19 protein-coding genes and 1 tRNA gene are annotated in these 23,050 nt (G+C 66.3%); 11 read left to right on the top strand and 9 right to left on the bottom strand.

All coding sequences use genetic code 11. The annotated features are described in order from the left end of the window. Positions 1 to 23: 23 nt before the first annotated feature. From EDF57_RS13355 to EDF57_RS13365, 3 genes are all read right to left on the bottom strand, one after another. Positions 24 to 1,373 (bottom strand): glutamate--tRNA ligase, encoded by a 1,350-nt coding sequence (locus EDF57_RS13355; protein ID WP_134094664.1) that lies wholly within the window; start codon positions 1,371 to 1,373, stop codon positions 24 to 26. A gap of 32 nt (positions 1,374 to 1,405) precedes the next feature. Then, entirely contained in the window at positions 1,406 to 2,587 is a 1,182-nt protein-coding gene (locus EDF57_RS13360) for a benzoate/H(+) symporter BenE family transporter (RefSeq protein WP_134094665.1), read from the bottom strand. 198 nt (positions 2,588 to 2,785) lie between these two features. Next, positions 2,786 to 2,861 (bottom strand) — tRNA-Ala (locus tag EDF57_RS13365). 292 nt (positions 2,862 to 3,153) lie between these two features. Between EDF57_RS13365 and EDF57_RS13370 the strand changes: the two genes are divergently transcribed. Further along, positions 3,154 to 3,396, top strand: a complete 243-nt coding sequence (locus tag EDF57_RS13370) for a hypothetical protein (protein ID WP_134094666.1) — start codon at positions 3,154 to 3,156, stop codon at positions 3,394 to 3,396. Positions 3,397 to 3,709: 313 nt separating this feature from the next. On the opposite strand, the gene EDF57_RS25500 is transcribed toward EDF57_RS13370, so the two are convergent. Beyond that, a complete protein-coding gene (locus tag EDF57_RS25500; RefSeq protein ID WP_021232409.1) occupies positions 3,710 to 3,883 on the bottom strand; it encodes a hypothetical protein in 174 nt (57 codons plus the stop codon). 168 nt (positions 3,884 to 4,051) lie between these two features. On the opposite strand from EDF57_RS25500, the gene EDF57_RS13375 reads away from it, so the two are divergent. From EDF57_RS13375 to EDF57_RS13400, 6 genes are all read left to right on the top strand, one after another. After that, positions 4,052 to 5,056, top strand: a complete 1,005-nt coding sequence (locus tag EDF57_RS13375) for a metalloregulator ArsR/SmtB family transcription factor (protein ID WP_134094667.1) — start codon at positions 4,052 to 4,054, stop codon at positions 5,054 to 5,056. Next, the gene (gene metF / locus EDF57_RS13380; RefSeq protein WP_134094668.1) at positions 5,053 to 5,955 is read left to right on the top strand and encodes a methylenetetrahydrofolate reductase [NAD(P)H]; all 903 of its coding nucleotides are present in this window, start codon (positions 5,053 to 5,055) and stop codon (positions 5,953 to 5,955) included. Before EDF57_RS13375 ends, metF begins: the two co-directional genes overlap by 4 nt. A 113-nt stretch (positions 5,956 to 6,068) precedes the next feature. Beyond that, positions 6,069 to 7,115 carry a homocysteine S-methyltransferase family protein gene (locus EDF57_RS13385; protein ID WP_134094669.1) on the top strand — a complete coding sequence of 349 codons (1,047 nt, stop codon included), beginning with the start codon at positions 6,069 to 6,071 and terminating at the stop codon, positions 7,113 to 7,115. Positions 7,116 to 7,119: 4 nt separating this feature from the next. After that, complete coding sequence (locus tag EDF57_RS13390; protein ID WP_132264743.1) at positions 7,120 to 7,647, top strand: GNAT family N-acetyltransferase; 528 nt, start codon at positions 7,120 to 7,122, stop codon at positions 7,645 to 7,647. A gap of 36 nt (positions 7,648 to 7,683) precedes the next feature. Further along, positions 7,684 to 10,371, top strand: coding sequence for a methionine synthase (metH, locus tag EDF57_RS13395; RefSeq protein ID WP_134094670.1), 2,688 nt, complete (start codon positions 7,684 to 7,686; stop codon positions 10,369 to 10,371). 227 nt (positions 10,372 to 10,598) lie between these two features. Continuing rightward, complete coding sequence (locus tag EDF57_RS13400; protein ID WP_134094671.1) at positions 10,599 to 11,792, top strand: cation:proton antiporter; 1,194 nt, start codon at positions 10,599 to 10,601, stop codon at positions 11,790 to 11,792. Positions 11,793 to 11,805: 13 nt separating this feature from the next. On the opposite strand, the gene EDF57_RS13405 is transcribed toward EDF57_RS13400, so the two are convergent. Beyond that, positions 11,806 to 12,720, bottom strand: a complete 915-nt coding sequence (locus tag EDF57_RS13405; protein WP_134094672.1) for an SDR family NAD(P)-dependent oxidoreductase — start codon at positions 12,718 to 12,720, stop codon at positions 11,806 to 11,808. A 168-nt stretch (positions 12,721 to 12,888) separates the two neighbouring features. Here EDF57_RS13405 and recQ point away from each other — a divergent pair, with 168 nt between their 5' ends. Next, the gene (gene recQ, locus EDF57_RS13410; protein WP_132265313.1) at positions 12,889 to 14,664 is read left to right on the top strand and encodes a DNA helicase RecQ; all 1,776 of its coding nucleotides are present in this window, start codon (positions 12,889 to 12,891) and stop codon (positions 14,662 to 14,664) included. Between the two features lie 77 nt (positions 14,665 to 14,741). After that, positions 14,742 to 15,197: a YaiI/YqxD family protein gene (locus EDF57_RS13415; protein ID WP_208324870.1), complete on the top strand. Its 456-nt coding sequence runs from the start codon at positions 14,742 to 14,744 to the stop codon at positions 15,195 to 15,197. 93 nt (positions 15,198 to 15,290) lie between these two features. On the opposite strand, the gene EDF57_RS13420 is transcribed toward EDF57_RS13415, so the two are convergent. The 3 genes from EDF57_RS13420 to EDF57_RS13430 all read right to left on the bottom strand — a co-directional run bounded on the left by EDF57_RS13420 (position 15,291) and on the right by EDF57_RS13430 (position 17,802). Further along, entirely contained in the window at positions 15,291 to 15,590 is a 300-nt protein-coding gene (locus tag EDF57_RS13420) for a hypothetical protein (protein WP_134094673.1), read from the bottom strand. A 205-nt stretch (positions 15,591 to 15,795) separates the two neighbouring features. Next, a complete protein-coding gene (locus EDF57_RS13425; protein ID WP_243841059.1) occupies positions 15,796 to 16,146 on the bottom strand; it encodes a hypothetical protein in 351 nt (116 codons plus the stop codon). A gap of 144 nt (positions 16,147 to 16,290) precedes the next feature. After that, positions 16,291 to 17,802, bottom strand: a complete 1,512-nt coding sequence (locus EDF57_RS13430; RefSeq protein WP_243841060.1) for a L,D-transpeptidase family protein — start codon at positions 17,800 to 17,802, stop codon at positions 16,291 to 16,293. A gap of 201 nt (positions 17,803 to 18,003) precedes the next feature. Between EDF57_RS13430 and EDF57_RS13435 the strand changes: the two genes are divergently transcribed. Further along, positions 18,004 to 18,966: a DMT family transporter gene (locus tag EDF57_RS13435; protein WP_134094675.1), complete on the top strand. Its 963-nt coding sequence runs from the start codon at positions 18,004 to 18,006 to the stop codon at positions 18,964 to 18,966. A gap of 143 nt (positions 18,967 to 19,109) precedes the next feature. After that, complete coding sequence (gene acnA, locus EDF57_RS13440; RefSeq protein WP_132264729.1) at positions 19,110 to 21,782, top strand: aconitate hydratase AcnA; 2,673 nt, start codon at positions 19,110 to 19,112, stop codon at positions 21,780 to 21,782. Between the two features lie 232 nt (positions 21,783 to 22,014). Here the strand turns inward: acnA and EDF57_RS13445 are convergent, their stop codons facing one another. Next, positions 22,015 to 22,944: a PEP-CTERM sorting domain-containing protein gene (locus EDF57_RS13445; RefSeq protein WP_134094676.1), complete on the bottom strand. Its 930-nt coding sequence runs from the start codon at positions 22,942 to 22,944 to the stop codon at positions 22,015 to 22,017. Between the last annotated feature and the right edge of the window lie 106 nt (positions 22,945 to 23,050).

Raw genomic sequence — 23,050 nt, forward strand, 5'->3', positions numbered from 1 at the left:
TCCCCCAGACCTTCTTTATTTCTCTAGCCCGCCACGACCTTGAGCCGCGCCAGAGCCTCTTCGCGCCCGATCAGCGGCAGGAGCGCGCCCATGTCAGGCCCATGCTCCATCCCCGTCAGCGCCAGGCGCAGCGGCAGGAACAACCCCTTGCCCTTGCGCCCGGTGGCATCCTTGAGCGCCCCGGTCAGCGCCTTCCACACCCCGTCGCTCCATTCGAGCTTCGACAGTACGGCGACGGCCTCGGCCAGATAGGCGCGGTCTTCCCCGGCCAGCGTGGGCACCTCGATCGGACCGATCACCACGGTCCACCAGTCGGCGGCCTCGTGGACATATGACAGGTTGGGGCGAATCGTTTCCCATGCCCCAGCGTCCATTTCCTCCGGGAGCCGGTCGGAGACGGCCTCGAAAGGCAGCGCATGGACCACGGCGGCATTGACCCGCTGCAGTTCCACCTCGTCGAAACGGGCGGGCGCGCGTCCGAAGCGGGAAAGATCGAAGGCCGCCGCCAGTGCTTCCGCATCCAGCGCGGGATCGACCGGATCGCTGGTGCCAAGGCGCCCGAGCAGCGCCACGACGGCCTGCGGCTCGATGCCGATTTCCCGGAAATGTGCGACGCCCAGCGAGCCGAGGCGCTTGGACAGCTTGCCTTCGGTGCCCACCAGCAGCGCCTCGTGCGCAAAAGCGGGGACCGGCGCGCCGAGCGCGGTGAACATCTGGACCTGCGCCGCGGTGTTGGAGACGTGATCCTCGCCGCGCAGGATCTGGGTGACACCCATGTCCACGTCGTCGATGGCCGAGGGCAGCATGTAGAGCCATGAACCGTCAGCGCGGCGAATCACCGGGTCGCTCATCTGCGCGGCATCGAACTTCTGGGGGCCGCGAATGCCATCTTCCCAGACGATGGGTTCGTCCCGGTCGAGCAGGAAGCGCCAGTGCGGCAGGTCGCCGCTGGCGATTCGCGCCGCCTTCTCCGCTTCGGACAAGGCCAGGGCGCCGCGATCGTAGATCGGCGGCAGGCCGCGGCCGAGAAGGACCTTGCGCTTCAGCTCCAGTTCCTGCGGCGTTTCCCAGCAAGGATAGACCCGCCCGGCGGCCTTCAGCTTCTCGAATTCCCGCTCGTAAAGCGCGAAACGGGCCGACTGGCGCTCCTCGCCGCTCCACGCGATGCCGAGCCAGGACAAGTCGGCGCGGATGTTCTCGACATATTCCTCCTTCGAGCGCGCGGCGTCGGTGTCGTCGATGCGCAGCAGGAACCGGCCGCCCGCCTGCCCCTCGGCACTTTTTCGTGCCAGCAGCCAGTTGTGCAGCGCCGTGCGGATATTGCCGACGTGGAGGTGCCCGGTGGGCGAGGGAGCGAAGCGGGTTACGGTCATGTCCCGCGCGTTACGGCGGGCCGGCCGGGAGGTCAATTTCGGCGCGCGAAAACCGCCTTGGCCGCCAGGGCCGCAAAGCCGGCCAGCAGCCCCCAGAACGCCGAGCCGATGCCGAGCAGCGAAACGCCGGACGCCGTCGCCGCGAAAGTCAGGATCGCGGCATCGCGCTCGGTCTTCTCGATGAGCATGTTCTCGATCGCACCCGACAGCGGCGCGATCAGGGCAATGCCGGTGAACGCGGCGATGGAGGCCTTGGGCATGGTCAGGAAGAACTGCACGAGCGGCGCGGAGAACAGCGCCAGGGCCAGGTAGAACCCGGCGTAGATCAACCCCACCGTCCAGCGGCGCGCCTGATCCGGGTGAGCGTCCGAGCTGGTGCAGATCGCCGCGGTGATGGCCGCCAGGTTGACGCCGTGGGCGCCGAACGGCGCAAGCAGCATCGTCGCCAGCCCCGTGCCCAGCAGCAGGGGCTGCGGCCGAGGCTCGTAACCGGCGGTCCGCAGCACGACGAGGCCGGGCAGGTTCTGCGAGACCAGCGTGACGAGGAACAGCGGAACGCCGATGCTGGCCACGGCCTTGAGGTCGAAAGCGGGCATGACCGGCTCCAGCCCGCCGATCAGCGAGCGAGGCGCGAATCCGGCAACATCACCGCGCGTCAGTACGACCGCCACGCCCGAGACGAGCACCAGCAGCAAGGCATAGAGCGGAAAACGCTGCCGGGCGATGACGAAGACCAGCAGCAGGACCACGACCAGCAGCGCGTCGGTTTCCAGGGTGCGGAACAGCTGGAGGCAGAACGGCAGCAGCACTCCCGCAAGCATGGCCGAAGCCACCGAGGCGGGAATGCGCGCGGCCAGCCGCCCGAGTGCGGGCACCAGCCCCAGCAGGCACATCAGCGCCGCTGCCGCCATGAAGGCACCGATCGCGACCGGCCAGGCCGCGCCGCCGTTGCTCGCGGCGAGCAGAGCCGCGCCCGGCGTGGACCACGCCAGCACCACCGGCATGCGCGTCCACAGCGAGAGAATCGCCCCGGCCACCGCAATGCCGAGGCAGAGCGCCGTCACTGCCGAGCCGACCTGCCCGGCCTCGGCCCCCAGCGCCTGCATGGCCTGAACCACCAGGGCAACGGTGCCCCCGAACCCGATCAGAGCGGCGATCAACGCGGAAGTCCAGGAAGCGAGCGGCGGCAATGACGCAGAAACACGGGAAAGCATGGCGGTGCTATGGGCAGGTTTGTCCGGGATGGGAAGACCTTGGGCCCGGCCCTGCAGTGCAGCGCCATTGCCGGACCGGGATGGCCTGCACCCCGTCCGCGCTTCTCGCGAAGCTGGCAGGCAATGAGCATCGAACAGGCGATGCGCCTGACAGCATCTCTCTGATAAATCGGGAAGTTCGCGAATGTCGCGGGGAAATGGTGGAGCCTAGCGGGATCGAACCGCTGACCTCCTGCATGCCATGCAGGCGCTCTCCCAGCTGAGCTAAGGCCCCGTCCATTTCAGCGGATCGCACCTGGGCGGCCGATCCGGTCCCCCGCGCAGCGGCGTGGGAGGCAGCCCTCTAGATCGGCTTTTTCGATCTGACAAGAGAAACATTCACGGGTTTCGAAAGTTGTTCGAATGGTCATGAAACGAAGAGCGCGGAAGCGCCGACCGGCAGCGGGGCGGGCACAGCCGTCCGGCAGCACGTAAAGCTTCAGATGGCCAGGTTCATACGGGCGACATCTCGCCCGGCGCAGGCAAGTGCAGAGGCATTGTGCGAAGGTGCGAAAGGGAGAGCGATCATGATTCGCAAGTTGATGACCGTCGCCGCGGCAATCGGCGTTCTGGCAGCCACCCCATCAGTGGCAGCCAATTCCTGCCGCGATGCGCAGGGCAAGTTCGTGCCCTGCAAGACCGTGACGACGAAGAAGACCACCACCAAAGTCACCACCGCCAAAGTCACGCCCGGCGTGGTCAAGGGCACGGACGGCAAGTGCCGCTTCAGTTCGGGCGCCAAGAAGGGTCAGTTCACCAAGTGCCCGTGACCTGAATGTCGCCGGGAGTTTCCAAGGCGGATTTTTCGCTGCGGGCTCCCGAGCGTCTGCCTGGAAAATCGGGCGATAGGAAATGAAGCGTGCACGTATCGGGCAGCGCAGCCATGCAAATAATGCTGTGCAAAATGCCTCTCGCCCAGGGCAAACGCGCCTTCGCGGTGCGGGCAAATAAAAAACCCTCCCGGAGGGGAGGGCTTTTTCCGTCTCGGACGGACTTTCCGTGATCCCTCTTGATTTCCAAGAGAGGCGGAAAGCAACTGGGGGCCGGCAGACCAAGAAGGTCGGTGCGCGGCCCCCGAACCGATTACTCGGCAGCCGCGGTGGCTTCTTCGGTAGCCGCTTCGGTGGTAGCAGCCAGAGTTTCCTCGGGCAGGGTCTCAACCGACTCGGTAGCAGCTTCGGTGGGCTTTTCGCCACCGCAAGCAGCGAGCGACAGAGCGGCAGCCGACGCGAACGCGGCAAAAGCAATCTTCTTCATGCGAATCCCCTTGCATTGTTTGGCGCACAGGCCAACGCTTGCAGGCAAGCCTGCGGTGCCATTCTTTAGACGAGACAATGGTGCAACGCAAACGGGAAGTAAGGGGCCGGAAATCCGCAGAAATCCTAGGGCTTGCACACATATAAAGATATCTTTATATGCCAGACCATGCAAATCGACCCCCTTCTGAGGGCTCTTTCCGAGCCGACGCGGCTACGCATCATGCGTCTGCTCGCACACATGGAACTGGCGGTCGGAGAGCTGGCGCAAGTGCTCGGACAGAGCCAGCCGAGAGTGTCCCGTCACGTCAAGATCCTGTGCGACGCGGGCCTCGCCCAGCGCCGCAAGGAAGGTAGCTGGGTCTTCCTGCGCACGGCCGTGAAGGAAAAAAGCGAGCCGCCGATGGGCGCCGCCGCCGCACAGCTGCTTGCCATTGCCGAACGCGACGATCCGGCCTTTTCGGCGCGCTGCAACGAGGATCGCCGCCAGCTTGCCGCGATTCGCGAGGCCCGCGAGGCCAGCGCCCAGGCCTATTTCGCCAGCCATGCCGAGGAATGGGATTCGCTGCGCCAGCTTCATGGCGCGGACGGCCCGGTCGAATCGGCACTGCTCGCCGCCTTCGGACGCCAGAAGCTGGGTGCGCTGCTCGATGTCGGCACCGGCACCGGACGCATGGCCGAGCTGCTCGCGGGCAAGGCCGGCCACGTCACCGCGCTCGACAAGAGCCCGGACATGTTGCGAATTGCTCGTGCACGGTTGCAATCTTTGCCAGCGGACAAGGTTTCGTTGCTGCAGGGCGACTTCACCGCCCTGCCCTTCGTACCCGCCAGTTTCGACACCGTGCTGTTCCACCAGGTGCTCCACTATGCACAGGCCCCCGGCATCGTCCTGACCGAAGCCGCCCGCGTCACGCGCGAGGGCGGGCGCATCGCCGTGGTCGATTTCGCCGCGCACGAACGCGAAGATCTGCGCGAACGCCACGCCCACGCCCGCCTCGGTTTCGCCGACGAGCAGATGGAGACGCTGCTGACCGACGCGGGCTTCGCGCCGGAACCGCCGGTGGCGCTGCCCAGCGATGCGCTGACCGTAAAGATCTGGACGGCGCGGCGCTTGCCCGCTGCCGAACCCTCCGAAAATCCCGAGACTCAAGACAGAAAGACCGAACTCCCATGACTTTCGCCGAACGACCGGTCTCAGCCCCGCTTTTCGAGGACCTGCCGGGCGACATTTCCGTTTCCTTCGAGTTCTTCCCCCCCAAGACGGAGAAGATGGAGGAACAGCTCTGGGACGCGATCACCCAGCTTGCCCCGCTCGACCCCAGCTTCGTCTCGGTGACTTACGGCGCCGGCGGCTCCACGCGTGAGCGCACGCACTCCACCGTTTCCCGGCTGGTTCGCGAGACGCAGCTGGTCCCCGCCGCCCACCTGACCTGCGTGGGCGCGAGCAAGGACGAGATCGCCGAGATCGCCGACCAGTACTGGGAGGCCGGCGTACGCCACATCGTCGCCCTGCGCGGCGATCCGCCGCCGAGCAGCGGCGGTGTCTTCACCCCGCACCCGCAGGGCTATGCCGGCGCCGCCGACCTCGTTGCGGGCCTGAAGGCACGGCACGATTTCGACATTTCGGTGGCGGCCTACCCCGAAGTCCATCCGGAAGCGGCAAGCGCCGATGCCGACCTCGACAACCTGAAGCGCAAGCTGGATGCCGGTGCGAATCGCGCGATCACGCAGTTCTTCTTCTCGACCGACGCCTATTTCCGGTTCCTCGACAAAGTGCTGGCCGCAGGCATCTCCGCGCCGATCCTGCCCGGCATCATGCCGGTGACGAGTTTCGCCGCGATCCGCCGCATGTCGGGCAATACGGAGATCCCGGGCTGGCTCGAAACCATGTTCGAGGGCCTGGACGAGCGCCCCGGCCCGCGCGCGCTGGTCGCCGCGGTCGCCGCTGCAGACTTGTGCCGCAGGCTCTATGAAGGCGGCGTGCGCGATCTTCACTTCTACACGCTCAACCGCGCCGAGCAGGCCTATGCGATCTGCCAGCTCCTCGGCCTGCGTCCGAAACCGGGCGCCTGAACGCGGACGAGCATGCAGACTTGTCTCCGGGCCGTTCGTGCAGCAAGGCGCGATCGGCCCGAAGCGGACCCGGAACAACCGGCCCCGAGTGCGGGTGAGTAAGGACGAAAACCATGAGTGCCAGAGAACAGTTCCTCGCCGAAGCCGCCAAGCGCATCCTCATCACGGACGGCGCCTTCGGCACCGAAATCCAGCGCTGGAAGCTCAGCGAAGCGGACTATGCCGGCAACCTCGGCCTTACCCATGACCAGAAGGGCAACAACGACATCCTCGCGCTGACCAAGCCCGAGGTGCCGGAATCGATCCACCGCGCCTATTTCGAGGCCGGGGCCGACATTGCCGAGACCAACACCTTCTCGGCCAACCGCATCAGCCAGGCCGACTACGGCGCCGAGCACCTCGTGCGCGAGATCAACGTCGAATCGGCCAAGCTCGCCCGCCGCCTGGCCGACGAGTACCAGGCCAGGGACGGCCGCCCCCGCTTCGTGGCCGGCGCGATCGGGCCGACGAACAAGACGCTCTCGCTCAGCCCCGACGTCAACGATCCCGGCTACCGCGAGATCGACTGGGACGAGCTGGTCGACGTCTACAAGGAACAGGCCGCGGCCCTCGTGGAAGGCGGCGCGGACTTCATCCTGATCGAGACCGTGTTCGACACGCTCAACGCCAAGGCCGGGATCATGGCCGTGCGCCACCTCGAAGCCGAACTGGGCCGCGAAGTGCCGATCATGATGTCCATGACGCTGACCGACCTGTCGGGCCGCAACCTTTCCGGCCATACGGTGGAAGCCTTCTGGCACGCGGTGCGCCATGCCCGGCCGGTGACGATCGGGCTCAACTGCTCGTTCGGCGCCACCCAGCTTCGCCCGCATGTGAAGACGCTGTCCGAACTCGCCGACACGCTGATCATGATCTATCCCAACGCCGGCCTGCCCAACGAACTGGGTGCCTACGACGAAATGCCCGAGACCACCGCGGGCTTCGTGGGCGAATGGGCCGTGGCGGGACAAGTCAACGTGCTGGGCGGCTGCTGCGGCTCCACGCCGGACCACATCGCCGCCATGGCGCAGAAAGTGGCGGGCCTGCCCCCGCGCCAGCTGCCCGCCCTGGCTCCGGTCACGCGCCTTGCCGGCCTTGAACCTTTCACCATGGTCGGCTGACGGGATGACCGAATTTCCGATCTGGCGCATTCGCCCGGCGGGCGCCGACGATGCCGATGCGCTGTCCCTCGTGGCCGCCGCGACGTTCCTCGAGAGCTTCGCCGGCCTCGTCGACGGCGCGGGCATCGTCGCGCATTGCCTCAAGCAGCATTCGGCCGAGAACTACCGCAAATACCTGGCCAATGGCGCGCGGGCCTGGCTGGCCGAAGTCGAACCGGGCCATGCCCCGGTCGGCTATGCCCTGCTCTGCCGGCCCGAACTGGAACTGGCGGGTGAAGGCGACCTCGAACTCAAGCGCATCTATCTGTTCTCGCGCTTCCAGGGTTCGATGATGGCCGGCACCATGATGCGGATCGTGCGCGAGGCTGCCGCGACCAGCCACTCCCGGCTGCTGCTGGGCGTGAAGAACGACAATCACCGCGCCCTCGCCTTCTACGCCAAGCACGGCTTCGAAACGATCGGCACCCGGACTTTCGACGTGGGCGGCAAGACCTACGACGATTTCGTGCTCGCGCTCAATTTAGCGAACTGATTCGCTGGCCAACTGATTCAACGAGAACCACACACCATGACCTCGATTCATTCCGGCGCCCGTTTCGTCAACATCGGCGAGCGCACCAACGTCACCGGCTCGGCGAAGTTCAAGAAGCTCATCATGGCCGGCGACTATCCCACCGCCGTCGACGTGGCCCGCCAGCAGGTGGACAACGGCGCGCAGGTGATCGACGTCAACATGGACGAAGGCCTGCTCGACGCGGTCGAGGCCATGACCACCTACCTCAAGCTGATCGCCGCCGAGCCGGATATCGCCCGCGTGCCGGTGATGATCGACAGTTCGAAGTGGGAAGTCATCGAGGCCGGGCTCAAGTGCGTGTCGGGCAAGCCGATCGTCAATTCGATCTCGATGAAGGAAGGCGTCGAACCGTTCCTGGCCCAGGCCCGCAAGTGCATGGATTATGGCGCCGCCGTCGTGGTCATGGCCTTCGACGAGACCGGCCAGGCCGATACCCGCGAACGCAAGATCGAGATCTGCTCGCGCGCCTACAAGCTGCTGACAGGCATCGGCTTCCCGCCCGAGGACATCATCTTCGACCCCAACGTCTTCGCGGTCGCCACCGGCATCGAGGAGCATGACCGCTACGGGCTGGACTTCATCGAGGCCGTGGTCGAAATCCGCAAGGCCTGCCCGCACGTCCACTTCTCGGGCGGGCTTTCCAACCTCTCGTTCTCGTTCCGCGGCAACGAGACGGTGCGCCGGGCGATGCACTCCGTATTCCTCTACCATGCGATCCCCGCCGGGCTCGACATGGCGATCGTCAACGCCGGCCAGCTCGACGTCTACGACCAGATCGACCCCGCCCTGCGCGAGGCTTGCGAAGACGTCATCATGATGCGCCGCCCCGGCGTAGGCGAGGATGGCAAGACCTCCACCGAACGGCTGATCGAACTGGCCGAGAGCTTCAAGGGCAAGGACGCCGTGGCCGAAAAGGCCGCCGAGGAATGGCGCGGCCGGGACGTGGTCAAGCGCATCGAACACGCGCTGGTACGCGGCATCGACGCTCATGTCGTCGAGGATACCGAGGAAGCCCGCGCCGCGATCGCGGCTCGCGGCGGCCGCCCGATCGAAGTGATCGAAGGCCCGCTGATGGGGGGCATGAACGTGGTCGGCGACCTGTTCGGCTCGGGCAAGATGTTCCTGCCGCAAGTCGTGAAGTCGGCCCGCGTCATGAAGAAGGCCGTGGCCCACCTCATCCCCTTCATCGAAGCGGAAAAGGACGCCAAGACCAAGGCGAAGGGCCGGATCATCATGGCCACCGTCAAGGGCGACGTCCATGACATCGGCAAGAACATCGTCGGCGTCGTGCTTCAGTGCAACGGCTACGAAGTGATCGACCTTGGCGTCATGGTGCCCTGGAGCAAGATTCTCGAGGCCGCCAACGAGCACGAGGCGGACATCATCGGCCTCTCGGGCCTCATCACCCCCTCGCTTGACGAGATGGTGACCGTGGCCGAGGAAATGCAGCGCGCCGGGATGACCATTCCGCTGCTGATCGGCGGCGCCACGACCTCCAAGGTCCACACCGCCCTGCGGATCGATCCCGCCTACGAAGGCCCCGTCGTCCATGTGCTCGACGCCAGCCGCGCAGTCGGCGTCGCCTCGCAGCTGCTGTCCGACACCCAGGCCACCGGCTTCATCACCTCGACGGCGGACGAATACGAGAAAGTCCGCGTGGCCCGCGAAGGCAAGGGTCAAAGCGAACTGCTCTCCATCGCCGACGCCCGCGCCAACGGCTTCTCCGCCGACTTCGCGCAGAAGCCGGGTGCACCGGTGAAGCCCGGCCTCCATGTCTTCGAGGACTGGAACCTGGACGAACTGGTCGAGGTGTTCGACTGGACGCCGTTCTTCCGCGCCTGGGAACTGGCAGGCACTTATCCTGCCATTCTCGAGGACGACGTGGTGGGCGAAAGCGCCCGCAGCCTGTTTGCCGACGCGAAGGCGATGCTCGCGCAGATCGTCGAGGAAAAGTGGCTAACCGCCAAGGGCGTCTGCGCATTCTGGCCCGCCGCGACCAAGGATGACGACGTGATCGTCGGCGCCGGCGGCATGGACCCGCAAGTCGTCTACGACGCCATCCAGCAGGGCGTCCATGAAGGCCCGGACTTCGTCCGCCTGCCGTTCCTGCGCCAGCAGTTCAAGAAGAGCCGCGGCCGCGCCAACTACTGCCTGTCCGACTTCGTCGATCCGGCGGGCGACTGGCTGGGCGGCTTCGCGGTGGGCATCCACGGCATCGAACCGCACCTCGAACGCTTCCAGGCCGCGCATGACGACTATTCGGACATCCTGCTCAAGGCGCTGGCCGACCGCTTCGCCGAGGCCTTCGCCGAACGCCTGCACCAGCATGTCCGCACGACGCTCTGGGGCTATGCCCCGGACGAGCAGTTCACCAACGAAGCCCTGATCCGCGAGGAATATCGCGGCATCCGCCCGGCGCCCGGCTATCCGGCCTGCCCGGACCATTCGCTGAAGCCGATGCTGTTCGACCTGCTGAAGGCGCAGGACAATGCAGGCATCACCCTGACCGAAAGCCAGGCCATGCTGCCCACCGCTGCCGTCTCGGGCTTCTACTTCGGCCACCCGGAAAGCCAGTATTTCGGCGTGGCCCGCATCGGCCGCGACCAGCTCGAAGACTATGCCGAACGCCGCGACGTGGACCTTGCCGTGGCCGAACGCTGGCTGCGCCCCAACCTCGACTGACAACAAGGTAGGGCATCGCCCGAATTACATGAGCGTGAGACCTTCTTTTCGTCGCCCGACGAAATGGGGGTCTCACGCTCCAGGAAATGAGGCGTGAGGGCGGCCGGCAACGCACTCATTCGATTGCAATCCGGAAAACTCCCGGAAAAACCCGGCGGTCCCGATTGTCCATTCCGACCGGGCAAGGCATCCATCCCCCCGATAAGAAACATGGGAATGGGGACCCGATGGGGACGACCGAAATCTATCTGATCGCGTTGACGATCATCCTCGGCGCGCCGTACCTGGTATGGCGGCTGCTCCGCACCGAACATTGGGCGCCGCTGGTCGTCGTCCAGATCATCGGCGGCATCCTGCTCGGCCCCGGCGTGCTCGGCCATGCCGCGCCCGCATTCCATGCCTTCGTCTTCAATCCGCAAGTCATGACCGCGCTTAACGGCGTGGCATGGTGGGCGGTGATGATGTTCGTCTTCGTCGCCGGGGTGGAACTCGATCTTTCCGACGCCTGGAAGCACCGCGGCGAGACCACGCTCACCGCCGCCTGCGCCTTGCTGACGCCGCTGCTGTTGGGATCGATCGCCGCGGCCCTGCTGCTGCGCACGCCCGGATGGATCGGGCCGAAGGGCACTTATCCGCAGGCCGTGCTCGGCGTGGGTATGGCCTGTGCGGTCACGGCGCTGCCAATCCTGGTGCTGCTGATGGAAAAGCTGGGCGTGTTCCGCGAACCGCTCGGCCAGCGGCTGCTGCGCTATGCCAGCCTGGACGATATCGCCATCTGGGGCGTGCTCGCCCTGATCCTCGTCGATTGGGAGCGCGTGGGACGGCAGGGCCTGTTCCTTCTCGCTTTCGCGGCGGCCTCGTTCCTGGTCCGCGCCCTGTTCAAGCGCCTGGGCGAACAGGACCGATGGTTCGTGTCGCTGATCTGGCTGGCGCTGGTCAGTTTCGCCGCAGACTGGTCCGGCCTGCATTTCATGGTCGGCGCCTTCCTTGCCGGTGTCGTGCTCGACGCCCGCTGGTTCAGCCGCGAGAAGCTGGACCTGTTCCGCGAATTCCTGCTGCTCACGGTCATGCCGGTATTCTTCCTCAGCACGGGGCTTCGCACCGACTGGGGCATGGGCGGCCTGCTGGTCATGGGCGCGGCGCTGCTGTTCCTGCTGGCCTCGGTGGCAGGCAAGCTGGCCGGCGTGCATCTGGCCGGGCGCCTGCTGGGCTGGAAGAAGGGCGATGCCACGGTGATCGGCTGGATGCTCCAGACCAAGGCCCTGATCATGATCATCTTCGTCAACGTGCTGCTCGACAAGCGGATCATCACGCCCGAGACCTTCACCGCCCTGCTGCTGATGGCGGTCATGAGCACCATGCTGACCGTGCCCATCGTCAAGCCCCGCCTTGCCCGGATGGGGCAGGACGGGGCCGTCTGACCCGAAGCCGATTTCACCCCGGGCCGTTGCCGACCTGGCCCACGCCTTCCCGGCCGGACAGTTTCTCCGCCGCCTGCCAGAACGCCTCGACGAAAGCCGCGTCCTCGACCAGGGGATTGGGCTTTCGGCGCGCCCGTTCGAACCAGTAATCGCCGCTCGATTCGCCCGGTTCTGCCGCCGTCGCCAGCCAGATCACCGTATCGGCGCCCTGCGCCGGCGACAGCTTGGGCGCGTCACCGTAAGCAGCCTGGACGCTCTCCGGCGTGTGGGAGAAGAAGTTGCTGCCCACCGTGCCGGGGTGGACCGAGTGCGCGACGATCCCATCCTTCGCCAGCCGGGGCGCCAATGCCCGCGCGTGCAGCACATTGGCAAGCTTGCCGCTGCAATAGGCCGCGCCGGGGCTCCAGTTGCCCAGGTTCTGGAGGTCTTCCAGGTTGATCGCGGGAATCATCTCGCTGCCGTCCGAGGCGGTGTTGACGATCCGGACGCTGCCGGCCCCTGCCCCGCCGCTCCTGGCCGCTGCCTGGCGCAGCAGCGGCAGCAGCCTTGCGGTCAAGGCGAAAGGCCCCAGGAAATTCGCCGCGTAGTTCGCCTCGAAACCCTCGGCCGTGATGGCCTGTTCGCGCGCCATGCCGCCCGCATTGTTAACCAGCACGTCCACGCGGTCGACCTTTCCGGCGATCTCGTCCGCCAGACGGTCCACGTCGGCCAGCAACGAGAGATCGGCGCGGAGCATCTCCGCTTCGCCGCCGCCTGCGCCGATCTCGGCCGCAAGCGCCGCCGCGGCTTCGGCGCAGCGCCCGGCATCGCGGCCCACGCCGATCACCCGGAAACCCTGCCGCGCCAGCGCCTTTGCCGTCTCCAGACCGATGCCCGAACTGGCGCCCGTCACCACCGCCACGCGCCCTGATTGTGCTCCAGACCCCATGCTTCACGCTCCTCTCGCTTCTCGTTGCCGCCATTTCGACTACTCGCGCGGCCAAACCGCAAGCGATTGGGGCGGAAACGGAGGAAATCATCGGTTCGGCGGTTTTCAGACCTGCCATCGCTCTGCCATAAGCGCCCCGTGCCAGACGCTGACCCTCTTGCCGATCTCCTGCCTGACGCGCACGAAGCGCTCCATGCCACATTCGGCTTCAACGCCTTTCGCGGCGTGCAGGAACAGGTGGTCACGCGCGCGCTTTCGGGCCGCTCCACCCTGGCGGTCATGCCGACCGGCGCGGGCAAATCGCTGACCTATCAACTGCCCGCGGTCATGCTGGAGGGCACGTGCGTGGTGGTTTCGCCGCTGATCGCGCTGATGCACGACCAGTTGCGCTCAGCCACTGCCAACGGCATCCGCGCCGCCACGCTGACCAGCGCCGATGCCGATCGCGGCCTCACCATGGACCGCTTCCGCGCGGGCGAGCTGGACCTGCTCTACATCGCCCCCGAACGCGCGAGCCAGCCCCATTTCCGCGAGCTGCTCGAACAGTCGCGCGTTGCCCTTTTCGCCATCGACGAAGCGCACTGCGTTTCCGAATGGGGCCACGATTTCCGGCCGGACTACCGCCTGCTGCGGCCTCTGCTGGATGCTTTCCCGCAAGTGCCGCGCCTCGCCCTGACGGCCACGGCAGACCATCATACCCGCACCGACATTCTCGCCCAGCTCGGCATTGCCGAAGAAGGGCTGATTGTCGCCGGGTTCGACCGTCCGAACATCCGCTACACCATACGCCCGCGCGACAATGCGATGCGGCAGCTGAAAGCGGTGATGGAGGAGAACCCCGGCCCGGGCATCGTCTACGCCCCCACCCGCGCCCGCGTGGAGCAACTGGCCGAGACTCTGGCCTCCGCCACCGGGCGGCGCGTGCTGCCCTATCACGCCGGGCTCGATCCCGAAGTGCGCGCCCGCAACCAGGCCGCCTTCGTGGCCTCGGAAGACATGGTCATGGTGGCCACGGTCGCCTTCGGCATGGGCATCGACAAGCCGGACGTGCGCTTCGTCGCCCATGCCGGCATTCCGAAGTCGATCGAGGCCTATTACCAGGAAACCGGCCGCGCCGGGCGCGATGGCGATCCTTCGGTGGCGATGATGTTCTGGGGAGCCGACGATTTCGCCCGCGCCCGCCAGCGCCTCTCCGAGATCGAACCGCACCGGCTGCAAAGCGAACGCCAGCGCCTCGATGCCCTCGCGGGTCTTGTCGAAACCGCCGAATGCCGCCGCGCGGTCCTGCTCCGCCACTTCGGCGAGACGCCCGCGCCTTCCTGCGGAAACTGCGACAATTGCCTGGAGCCGGCAGGCGTGATCGACGTGACGGAAGTGGCACGCAAGCTGCTTTCGGCCGTCTATCGCACCGGCCAGAGCTATGGGCTGGGCCACCTCGAAAAAGTCCTGACCGGCGCCAGCGACGACCGTGTGCTGCAGCGCGGGCACGACCAGCTTTCGGTCTTCGGCATTCTCACCGAGGAAGAGCAGCCACTGCTCAAGCCGCTGGCCCGCGCACTCCAGGCCCGCGGCAGTCTCTTGCCGACCGAACATGGCGGCCTCTCGCTGGGCGGAGACGCGCGCGAAATCCTCAAGGGCGAGGCTTCGGTGCAGATCGTCGTCCCACCCAAGCGCGAGAAGAAGCGCCGCGGTGGACGCGGCGCGGCGGACGGCGGCGCCAACCCGGTCGGCGATCCCCTGTTCGATGCCCTGCGCGCCTTGCGCCGCGATCTCGCCCAGGAAGCGGGCGTGCCGCCCTATGTCGTGTTCCATGACGCCACCTTGCGCGAAATGGCCGCCGCCCGCCCATCGTCGCTGGCACAGCTCGGAGAGATCGGCGGCGTCGGCGCCCGCAAGCTGGAAGCCTATGGCGAGGCCTTCCTCGAAGTCCTGCGGCAGTTCTGAACCTTCCCGTCCCGCGCCGAGCCGGGTCGATCACGCCTCCGGTCGCCACTTGCCGCCCAAAGCGCTAAAGGGCCCACATGATCCGCATATTGATCGATGCCGACGCCTGCCCGGTGAAGGACGAGACCTACAAGGTTGCAGCCCGCCACAAGGTGCCGGTGGTCGTCGTCAGCAACAGCCCCATCCGCGTTCCGCAAGGCCCGCTGGTCTCCCGCAAGCTGGTGAGCGACGCGTTCGACGCCGCTGACGACTGGATCGTCGAGAACACCGGCCCGGGCACGGTCGTGATCACCGCCGACATCCTGCTGGCCGACCGCTGCCTCAAGCTCGGCGCCGAAGTGGTCGCGCCCAACGGCAAGCCTTTCACCACGTCCTCGATCGGCAGCGCCATCGCCACGCGGGCGATCATGGCCGACCTCAGGGCAGGCGGCGACGTAGTGGGAGGCCCGCCGCCCTTCAGCAAGACCGACCGATCGCGCTTCCTCTCCAGTCTCGACGAGACGCTGGTGCGATTGCAGCGCCGCCAGTTCTAGGCCGCGCGGGCTCATGACGGACCACCGGGAGACGGCTGCCCGCCCCGGGTCCGCGCTGCGCGGCGGCCGGTACGCGGGCTGGGAAACGATCGCCTAGCCCAGCCGATAGGGCGTGGGATCACCGCGTTCACGGATCAGCATCTGCCGCGCATCCTTGCGCAGGCGCAGGCAGACTTCTTCGCGGGCCTCGTCGCCCAGCCTTTCGGGAAATCCGCGGAGCGCCGCCTCGTATCCGTGTTCGACGAGCGCATCCAGCACCGCCGCTTCATCGGTTGCGAAAGCCCGCGCCATCAACTTGAGGGTGCGGACGGTTTCGCGAAATTCGAAATCGGTAAGGCGGCCGGATTCGAACTCTTCCTTGCGAAGCAGCGCCCGCCGCAGATCCCACACCATGATCGGCCTCCCCAAGGAAACCGCGAACCGGTCCAAGGTCGTGATCGCATGAATAGCGCCATCGAGGTTTGAGGTGAAATGGTTCGGCGCCAGGCAGGAAGCCGCAGGAATAACCCGGTGGTTCACAGGCTCCCGGCATGGCGAGAGACCTTTTCGGGCAAACCCGGACGGCCCGCCAAGATTGCGCCGCTTACGCGGTCACGGCCTAATCCTCGCGGCCGTCGAAGGAAACCGGCACCGCCAGGCGGAATGGCAGGTCGGGGGAGGCGATGCGCGATTCCGTGCCGTTGTCGTGGATCAGGACGGCCCGTCCGACGCCCGGCGTCGCCACAACGGCGACGACACTGTCCACCCAAGCGTGCAGCAGCGCTTTGGCGCGTGCGAGTTCGGAGGCTTCGCGGGTCGTGGTGCCGGATGCTTCGAGTTCGGCTTCCAGCTCGGCAATGCGCGAGGTGGCTTCCGCGATACGATCGCCGTGAGCGCCTTCACCCAAGGAGTTGCCGCCCAAGGAAATGCCGGCGCCGCTGCCGGTTTCTTCGCTGGCCTGTTCGCTCATGCTCTGGTCTCCCGCGCCCGGCTGGTTCTTGTTGCCTGACGACTAGGTGGCCACCGGGACCAAGAGAGGCAAGGCCCCGGCAATCGCTCTCGCGGTAACCGGGGCCCTGGAACGTCTTTCCGCGATCGACGCGGGTTCCTCAGGTCAGAGAGGATTGTCGAGCTTGATGATCTCTTCCTCGCTGGCACGCTGGGTCGTCTTGAGCTGGCGCGGGCCGGCAAAGCTGTCGAGCACCGGCTTGTCGCGGGCATAGAGATCGTCGAACGGCTTGAGCTGGCCGTCGATCGAGCGGGCATACGTGAAATAGGTGAGGTAGACCGGGAAGGTCCGCGTCATCTCGACCTTGGTATAGTCGCCCGAGCGGGAGATCTCGGCGGCTTCGGCGGCGGTCTTCTTGGCGCCGAGGATCGCCATGGTCATGCCCAGTTCCACGGCGCGCTCGGTGCGGATGCAGCCGTGGCTGAAGGCGCGAACGTCCGAGTTGAAATACTGCTTCGACGGGGTGTCGTGCAGGTAGATCGCGTGGGGGTTGGGCATGTCGATCTTCATCAGGCCGAGCGAGTTGTTGGCGCCCGGCTGCTGGACCACCGTGATCGTGCCGTCGCCGTTCTTGGTGGCCTTGTAGCCTGCCGAACGCGCCCAGCCGGGGTTGTTCAGAACTTTGGCGCCCAGGCCTTCGCCCTTCACGATCGACTGCGGCACGGTCCAGGTGGGGTTGAAGACCACTGCGCTCACCGTCTCGGCCAACTGCGGCGTGGCCGTGCGGCCGGGCTTGCCAACCACGGTCTTGTAGCTGCGGATGATCTTGTTCTTGACCACCAGGCGGAGCTGGAATTCCGGAATGTTGGTCATCAGGTAGACGTCGCCCAGGTCGCGGGCGAGCCAGCGCCAGCGGTCCATGTTGGCCTGGATCAAAGCGCGGCGCGCCTTGTTGGCCATGGGCGTGGCGTTGAGATCGGCCTTGAGCGCGGCATAGTCGGGGTTGGTCGGCGCGAGCTTGTCCACCACGCCGGCCACGTCATGCTCGGAAAGCGACTGCGCCATGATCTGCGCGGTGGGCATCACGTCCTGGTCGGGGTCTACCGCAAACCACTGCACGCGGGCCTTCATCGGGGTGCGGCCGTCGCGCAGATCCTCGATCAGCCAGCCGAACACGCGGCTTGCCAGCGCGTCAAGCTCGTCGCCTTCGCCCTTGGCGATCGCGGCGCGCAAGGCCGAGGGCTGGTAGTCGGCCGGCACGAGACCTTCCTTGCCGATATATTCGACCGTGGCGAGCAGGGCCTTGGCGTCCGCCATGGACCAGGCCATGACCGGCTCGGCCACGACGACGTCTTGCACCACCGGCTGCGAAACCGTGGGGATCGCGGTGGGAACCACGGCAGGCGGGACCACCGGCTGCACCGCTGCCGGGCGCGTGGCCGTCTTGGCGGCGGGCTTCGCAGTCGCCGTGGGTTTGGGCGTTGGTGTGGGCGTGGGGGTCGCCTGCGTGGTCGGCAGAATAGAGGTGGGCGCCGAGACGGTCTTCTTCTTCGCCGCATCGGCCTTGGAGGACGCGGTCTTGGTATCCGTCTTTCCGTCCGACTTCTGGGCCAGAGCCGGCTGCGCTGCAAGACCCGTCGCCGCCATGACCGCCAGCACGCTGCAACCGAACCTCATGAAACTCGCCATTGTGATCTGAACCTGCCCTTGGTGATGCTGGAATGATATCGAGGGAAACGCAGCCAAGGATAACTGGCTGCAGACCTTGCCGCTTTGCCCCCATATAGTGCCTTCTTCAAGGATTTCGCCTGTCCCTGCGATGAATTGCTTGCATTGGCGCTTGCGCGGGGCCGCGCGGGAGACGAGAGCCGGGGCCTGATGAGCGCTCCTGCCGCCCCTGATATAGAGTCTTCGCCTGGCTCGCCGCTCGGCCTGCACCCCGCCGGTCGCCACTCGGCGCTGCCGGTGCTGGCCGTCATTGCCGGGATCGCCACGTTCAGCGCCATGGACGCGATGATAAAGGGCGCCGGGCTCGCGGTGGGCGTCTATACGGCGCTGCTGCTGCGCAATCTCTTCGGCACGGTCCTGACGTTCCCGCTCTGGCTCTCGGCAGGGCGACCGCTGCCTTCCCGCGCAGTGCTGAAGGTCCATGCCCTGCGCGCGGCGATCACTTCGGCCATGGCCGCACTCTTTTTCTATGGCCTGGTACGAATTCCTATGGCCGAGGGAATCGCCATTTCCTTCGTGTCCCCGATCATTGCGCTCTATTTCGCAGCGCTTTTCCTGGGCGAGACGATCCGGCCGCGCGCCGTCGTGGCTTCGCTGCTGGGCATTCTGGGCGTGCTGGTGATCACTGCCGGCCGGCTCGGATCGGGCGCCTATTCTGACGAAGCGATAGCGGGCACGGCGGCGATCCTGCTCTCGGCCGTGTTCTACGCCATGAACCTGGTGCTCCAGCGCAAGCAGGCGCTTCTGGCCAGGCCGGTAGAGATCGCGCAGTTCCAGAACCTCCTGGTAACGTTGATTTTCCTGGTGTTTTCGCCCTGGCTTGCGGTCATGCCCGATCCCCGCAGCCTGCTGCTGATCCTGGCCGGCGCCGTGCTGGCGACATGCGCGCTGCTGTTCCTGTCCTGGGGCTATGCCCGCGCCGAGACGCAAGTGCTGCTGCCGATCGAGTATACCGGCTTTTTCTGGGCCGCCCTGCTTGGCTGGCTGATGTTCGGAGAGCGCCTTGATCTCGCAACTGTTGCCGGCACGATACTGATCGTTATCGGCTGCTGGACAGGTGCACGCAACGCAAGAGTCGAGTCCCAGGTACCACGCAAGCCCCCCTTGACCTGAGGGCCGCGAGCGCGCATCGGCGGGGCCGAAGAATCCGCTTGTCGCGATGCAGCACGGCGATCATTTTCGGAACCTGGGCTAGTGGGTTGCGAAATAGCCGCTCTTCTCGTGGCACGCTCCATACAGAAGGGGATAATACCCAAATGACCCAGGTCGGACAGGACACGCTCGGCACCCGCAGCACCATGACAGTCGGCGGCAAGCAGATCGCCTACTACTCCCTCAAGAAAGCCGCCGAAAAGATCGGCGACGTTTCGCGCCTTCCCTTCTCGATGAAGGTCCTTCTCGAGAACCTCCTGCGCTTCGAAGACGGCGGCTTCACCGTCGCCACCAAGGACATCCAGGCGATTGCCGACTGGCAGAAGAACCCTGCCACGGGCGAGGAAATCCAGTACCGCCCGGCCCGCGTTCTGCTTCAGGACTTCACCGGCGTGCCCTGCGTGGTCGATCTGGCCGCGATGCGCGACGCCATCGCCACCCTCGGCGGCGACACCAGCAAGATCAACCCGCTGGTCCCCGTGAACCTGGTGATCGACCACTCGGTCATGGTCGACGAATTCGGCCACCCCAAGGCGTTCGAAGAGAACGTGGAAATCGAATACCAGCGCAACATGGAGCGCTACGACTTCCTCAAGTGGGGCTCGAAGTCGCTCGACAACTTCTATGCCGTTCCCCCGGGCACCGGCATCTGCCACCAGGTCAACCTGGAGAACATCGCCAAGACCGTGTGGTCCAGCGAAGACCAGAACGGTGAACTGGTCGCCTATCCCGACACCTGCGTCGGCACCGACAGCCACACCACCATGGTCAACGGCCTGGGCGTGCTGGGCTGGGGCGTCGGCGGCATCGAGGCGGAAGCCGCGATGCTCGGCCAGCCGGTCTCGATGCTCATCCCCGAAGTCGTCGGCTTCAAGCTGACCGGCGAACTGAAGGAAGGCGTGACCGCCACCGACCTCGTGCTGACCTGCACCGCCATGCTGCGCAAGCACGGCGTGGTCGGCCGCTTCGTCGAATACTTCGGCCCCGGCCTCGCCTCGCTGTCGCTGGCCGACCGTGCGACGCTCGCCAACATGGCTCCGGAATACGGCGCCACTTGCGGCTTCTTCGGTATCGACGACAAGACGATCGACTACTTGCGCCTCACCGGCCGCGAGGAAGAGCAGATCGCCCTCGTCGAAGCCTATGCCAAGGAGCAGGGCTTCTGGATCGACCCGGCCGCTGCCGACCCGATCTTCTCCTCGACCCTCGAACTCGACATGTCGACCGTCGTGCCTTCGCTCGCCGGTCCCAAGCGCCCGCAGGACTGGGTCGCGCTCCCCGACGTCGACGACGTGTTCAACAAGGACATGGCCGAGACCTACAAGAAGACCGCCGCCCGCGTTCCCGTGGAAGGCAAGGACTTCGACATCGGTGACGGCGACGTCATGATCGCCGCCATCACCAGCTGCACCAACACCTCGAATCCGGGCGTGCTGGTTGCCGCCGGTCTGGTCGCCAAGAAGGCCGACGAACTGGGCCTGAAGCCCAAGCCCTGGGTCAAGACCTCGCTGGCGCCGGGTTCGCAGGTCGTCACCGACTACCTCGAAAAGGCCGGTCTCCAGTCGCACCTCGACAACATCGGCTTCAACCTCGTCGGTTACGGCTGCACCACCTGCATCGGCAACTCGGGTCCGCTCGCGGAGCCGATCTCGAAGGCGATCAACGAGAACGGCCTGGTCGCCAGCGCCGTGATCTCGGGCAACCGCAACTTCGAAGGCCGCGTCTCGCCGGACGTGCGCGCCAACTTCCTGGCCTCGCCGCCGCTGGTCGTCGCCTACGCTCTGAAGGGCACCGTGGTGGAAGACTTCACCACCACCCCGATCGGCGTCAGCAAAGACGGCACGGACGTGTTCCTCAAGGACATCTGGCCGACCAACCTCGAAGTCAGCACCACGATGAACGCCTGCGTCGATCGCGGCATGTTCCAGGCCCGCTATGCAGACGTCTACAAGGGCGACAAGCACTGGCAGGCGATCAACGTCGTCGGTTCGGACACCTACTCGTGGCGCGCCGGTTCGACGTATGTCGCCAACCCGCCGTACTTCGAGGGCATGGAAATGACCCCGGCGCCGGTGAACGACATCATCGAGGCCAAGCCCCTGCTGATCCTCGGCGATTCGATCACCACCGACCACATCTCGCCGGCCGGCTCTATCAAGGCCGACAGCCCGGCGGGCCAGTGGCTGATGGAGCACCAGGTCGCCAAGGCGGACTTCAACTCCTACGGTTCGCGCCGTGGCCACCACGAAGTCATGATGCGCGGCACTTTCGCCAACATCCGCATCCGCAACGAGATGGTCCCCGGCATCGAAGGCGGCATGAGCCGCTTCGGTGAAGAGGTTCTGCCGGTCTACGACGTCGCGCAGAAGTACAAGGAGCAGGGCACGCCGATGGTGGTCGTGGCCGGCAAGGAGTACGGCACCGGTTCGTCGCGCGACTGGGCGGCCAAGGGCACCAACCTGCTGGGCGTCCGCGCCGTGATCGTCGAGAGCTTCGAGCGTATCCACCGCTCGAACCTGGTCGGCATGGGCGTGCTTCCGCTTCAGTTCAAGGACGGCGACAGCCGCCAGTCGCTCGGCCTGACCGGCGACGACGCCTTCACGATCAAGGGCGTCGCCAGCCTCAAGCCGCGCCAGGACGTGGAAGTGGAAGTGACCCGTCCGGACGGCTCGACCTTCACCTTCACCGCGCTGTGCCGCATCGATACCGCCAACGAAGTGGAATACTTCAACAACGGCGGCATCCTGCAGTACGTGCTGCGCAAGCTGGCCGCCTAAAAAGCAGCCAGCCGCAAGGCTGCGAAAAACCCCGTCCCGCGTTCGCGCGGGGCGGGGTTTTCTTTTGGGAGAAGATGTCCGGCCTCTCCGCCAGGCCGCGGAGAGCATTTCCGGCGCGCGAAGGGGCTTGCTTCCACACGCCCGCCCCGCACACGAAAAAGGGGTGAGCGCCCCCCGACGCTCACCCCCGTCTCCAGCTGGCCGCGTATCGCGGCGCGCTGGCTGCCTGCCCTCAGCCGGACTTCTTGCGCACCAGACGCTGGCGGCCGACTACCGCTGCCGCAGCCGCGCCGAACAGGATCAGCATCGGCGGGGCGGGAACGTCGGTCGGCGGCGTGGTCGGCGGCGGATTGTCGCCGCCCGAGGATGTCGAGGTAGAGCTGGAGGTCGAGGACGACGTCGAACTGGAGCTGCTCGACGACGAGGACGTGGAGCTGGACGAGCTTGTGCTGGTCGAGACGTTGCCCGAGCTGGACGAACTGGTGCTGGTAGAAACATTGCCCGAGCTGGAAGAGCTGGTGCTCGTCGAGACGTCGCCCGAGCTGGACGATGTCGTCGTCGAGGTGATGCCGCCGGACGTCGTCGAGGTGATGCCCCCGGTCGTCGTCGTCAGTCCGCCGGTGGTGGTCGTGGTCGTCAGGCCGCCGGTCGAGCTGGAGGACGAGGTGGAACCGCCCGTCGTGGTGGTGGTCAGGCCGCCGGTGGACGAAGAGCCCGAAGTGGAGCCACCGCTGGAAGTGGACGAAATGATGACGTTGCCGCCGCCCGATCCGCCGCCGCCGAAGAAACCACCGAAGAAGCCGCCTCCGAAACCGCCGAAGCCGCCGCCACCGCCGCCGACCACCACCGGGGCACCGCCGCTGCCGCCCGCATAGGACGGCGCCGGGGCGGGCGGGATATAGGGCGGGGGAAGCGGGACGGAGACCATCTGCGGAACGTCGGGCCGCGGGATGATGCGGCGCGCGCGCTTCACTTCGCGCGGCGGATCCTTGCGGACGATCCGCTTGGCCGGATGGCGCGGCTTCGCCGTCTTGGCCATCTTGACCTTGCGGTACTCCACCGACTTGCGCTGCGTCTCGGCCACATGGACCGCGCCACCGCCGATGATAGCGCAGCCTGCCGCACAGGCAGACAGTTTAGCGAGGGCCATACGAACCGACATGATCGTCTCTCTCTTCGTTCTGTTCGGCCCTGTCCGTTCGGGAATATGCCCAAAGGGGAACACGGGAGCCGACTTGCCCTGAACAAACGCAGAGAGCGGTTAACGG

Origin of the sequence: Novosphingobium sp. PhB55 (genome assembly GCF_004368805.1) — a bacterium.
GTDB lineage: Bacteria > Pseudomonadota > Alphaproteobacteria > Sphingomonadales > Sphingomonadaceae > Novosphingobium.

What these genes read in the sequence shown, in the direction of transcription:
- EDF57_RS13355 (WP_134094664.1), bottom strand. Translation starts at nt 1,373, where the DNA reads ATGACCGTAACCCGCTTCGCTCCCTCGCCCACCGGGCACCTCCACGTC.
- EDF57_RS13360 (WP_134094665.1), bottom strand. Translation starts at nt 2,587, where the DNA reads ATGCTTTCCCGTGTTTCTGCGTCATTGCCGCCGCTCGCTTCCTGGACT.
- EDF57_RS13370 (WP_134094666.1), top strand. Translation starts at nt 3,154, where the DNA reads ATGATTCGCAAGTTGATGACCGTCGCCGCGGCAATCGGCGTTCTGGCA.
- EDF57_RS25500 (WP_021232409.1), bottom strand. Translation starts at nt 3,883, where the DNA reads ATGAAGAAGATTGCTTTTGCCGCGTTCGCGTCGGCTGCCGCTCTGTCG.
- EDF57_RS13375 (WP_134094667.1), top strand. Translation starts at nt 4,052, where the DNA reads ATGCAAATCGACCCCCTTCTGAGGGCTCTTTCCGAGCCGACGCGGCTA.
- metF (WP_134094668.1), top strand. Translation starts at nt 5,053, where the DNA reads ATGACTTTCGCCGAACGACCGGTCTCAGCCCCGCTTTTCGAGGACCTG.
- EDF57_RS13385 (WP_134094669.1), top strand. Translation starts at nt 6,069, where the DNA reads ATGAGTGCCAGAGAACAGTTCCTCGCCGAAGCCGCCAAGCGCATCCTC.
- EDF57_RS13390 (WP_132264743.1), top strand. Translation starts at nt 7,120, where the DNA reads ATGACCGAATTTCCGATCTGGCGCATTCGCCCGGCGGGCGCCGACGAT.
- metH (WP_134094670.1), top strand. Translation starts at nt 7,684, where the DNA reads ATGACCTCGATTCATTCCGGCGCCCGTTTCGTCAACATCGGCGAGCGC.
- EDF57_RS13400 (WP_134094671.1), top strand. Translation starts at nt 10,599, where the DNA reads ATGGGGACGACCGAAATCTATCTGATCGCGTTGACGATCATCCTCGGC.
- EDF57_RS13405 (WP_134094672.1), bottom strand. Translation starts at nt 12,720, where the DNA reads ATGGGGTCTGGAGCACAATCAGGGCGCGTGGCGGTGGTGACGGGCGCC.
- EDF57_RS13415 (WP_208324870.1), top strand. Translation starts at nt 14,742, where the DNA reads ATGATCCGCATATTGATCGATGCCGACGCCTGCCCGGTGAAGGACGAG.
- EDF57_RS13420 (WP_134094673.1), bottom strand. Translation starts at nt 15,590, where the DNA reads ATGGTGTGGGATCTGCGGCGGGCGCTGCTTCGCAAGGAAGAGTTCGAA.
- EDF57_RS13425 (WP_243841059.1), bottom strand. Translation starts at nt 16,146, where the DNA reads ATGAGCGAACAGGCCAGCGAAGAAACCGGCAGCGGCGCCGGCATTTCC.
- EDF57_RS13430 (WP_243841060.1), bottom strand. Translation starts at nt 17,802, where the DNA reads ATGAGGTTCGGTTGCAGCGTGCTGGCGGTCATGGCGGCGACGGGTCTT.
- EDF57_RS13435 (WP_134094675.1), top strand. Translation starts at nt 18,004, where the DNA reads ATGAGCGCTCCTGCCGCCCCTGATATAGAGTCTTCGCCTGGCTCGCCG.
- acnA (WP_132264729.1), top strand. Translation starts at nt 19,110, where the DNA reads ATGACCCAGGTCGGACAGGACACGCTCGGCACCCGCAGCACCATGACA.
- EDF57_RS13445 (WP_134094676.1), bottom strand. Translation starts at nt 22,944, where the DNA reads ATGTCGGTTCGTATGGCCCTCGCTAAACTGTCTGCCTGTGCGGCAGGC.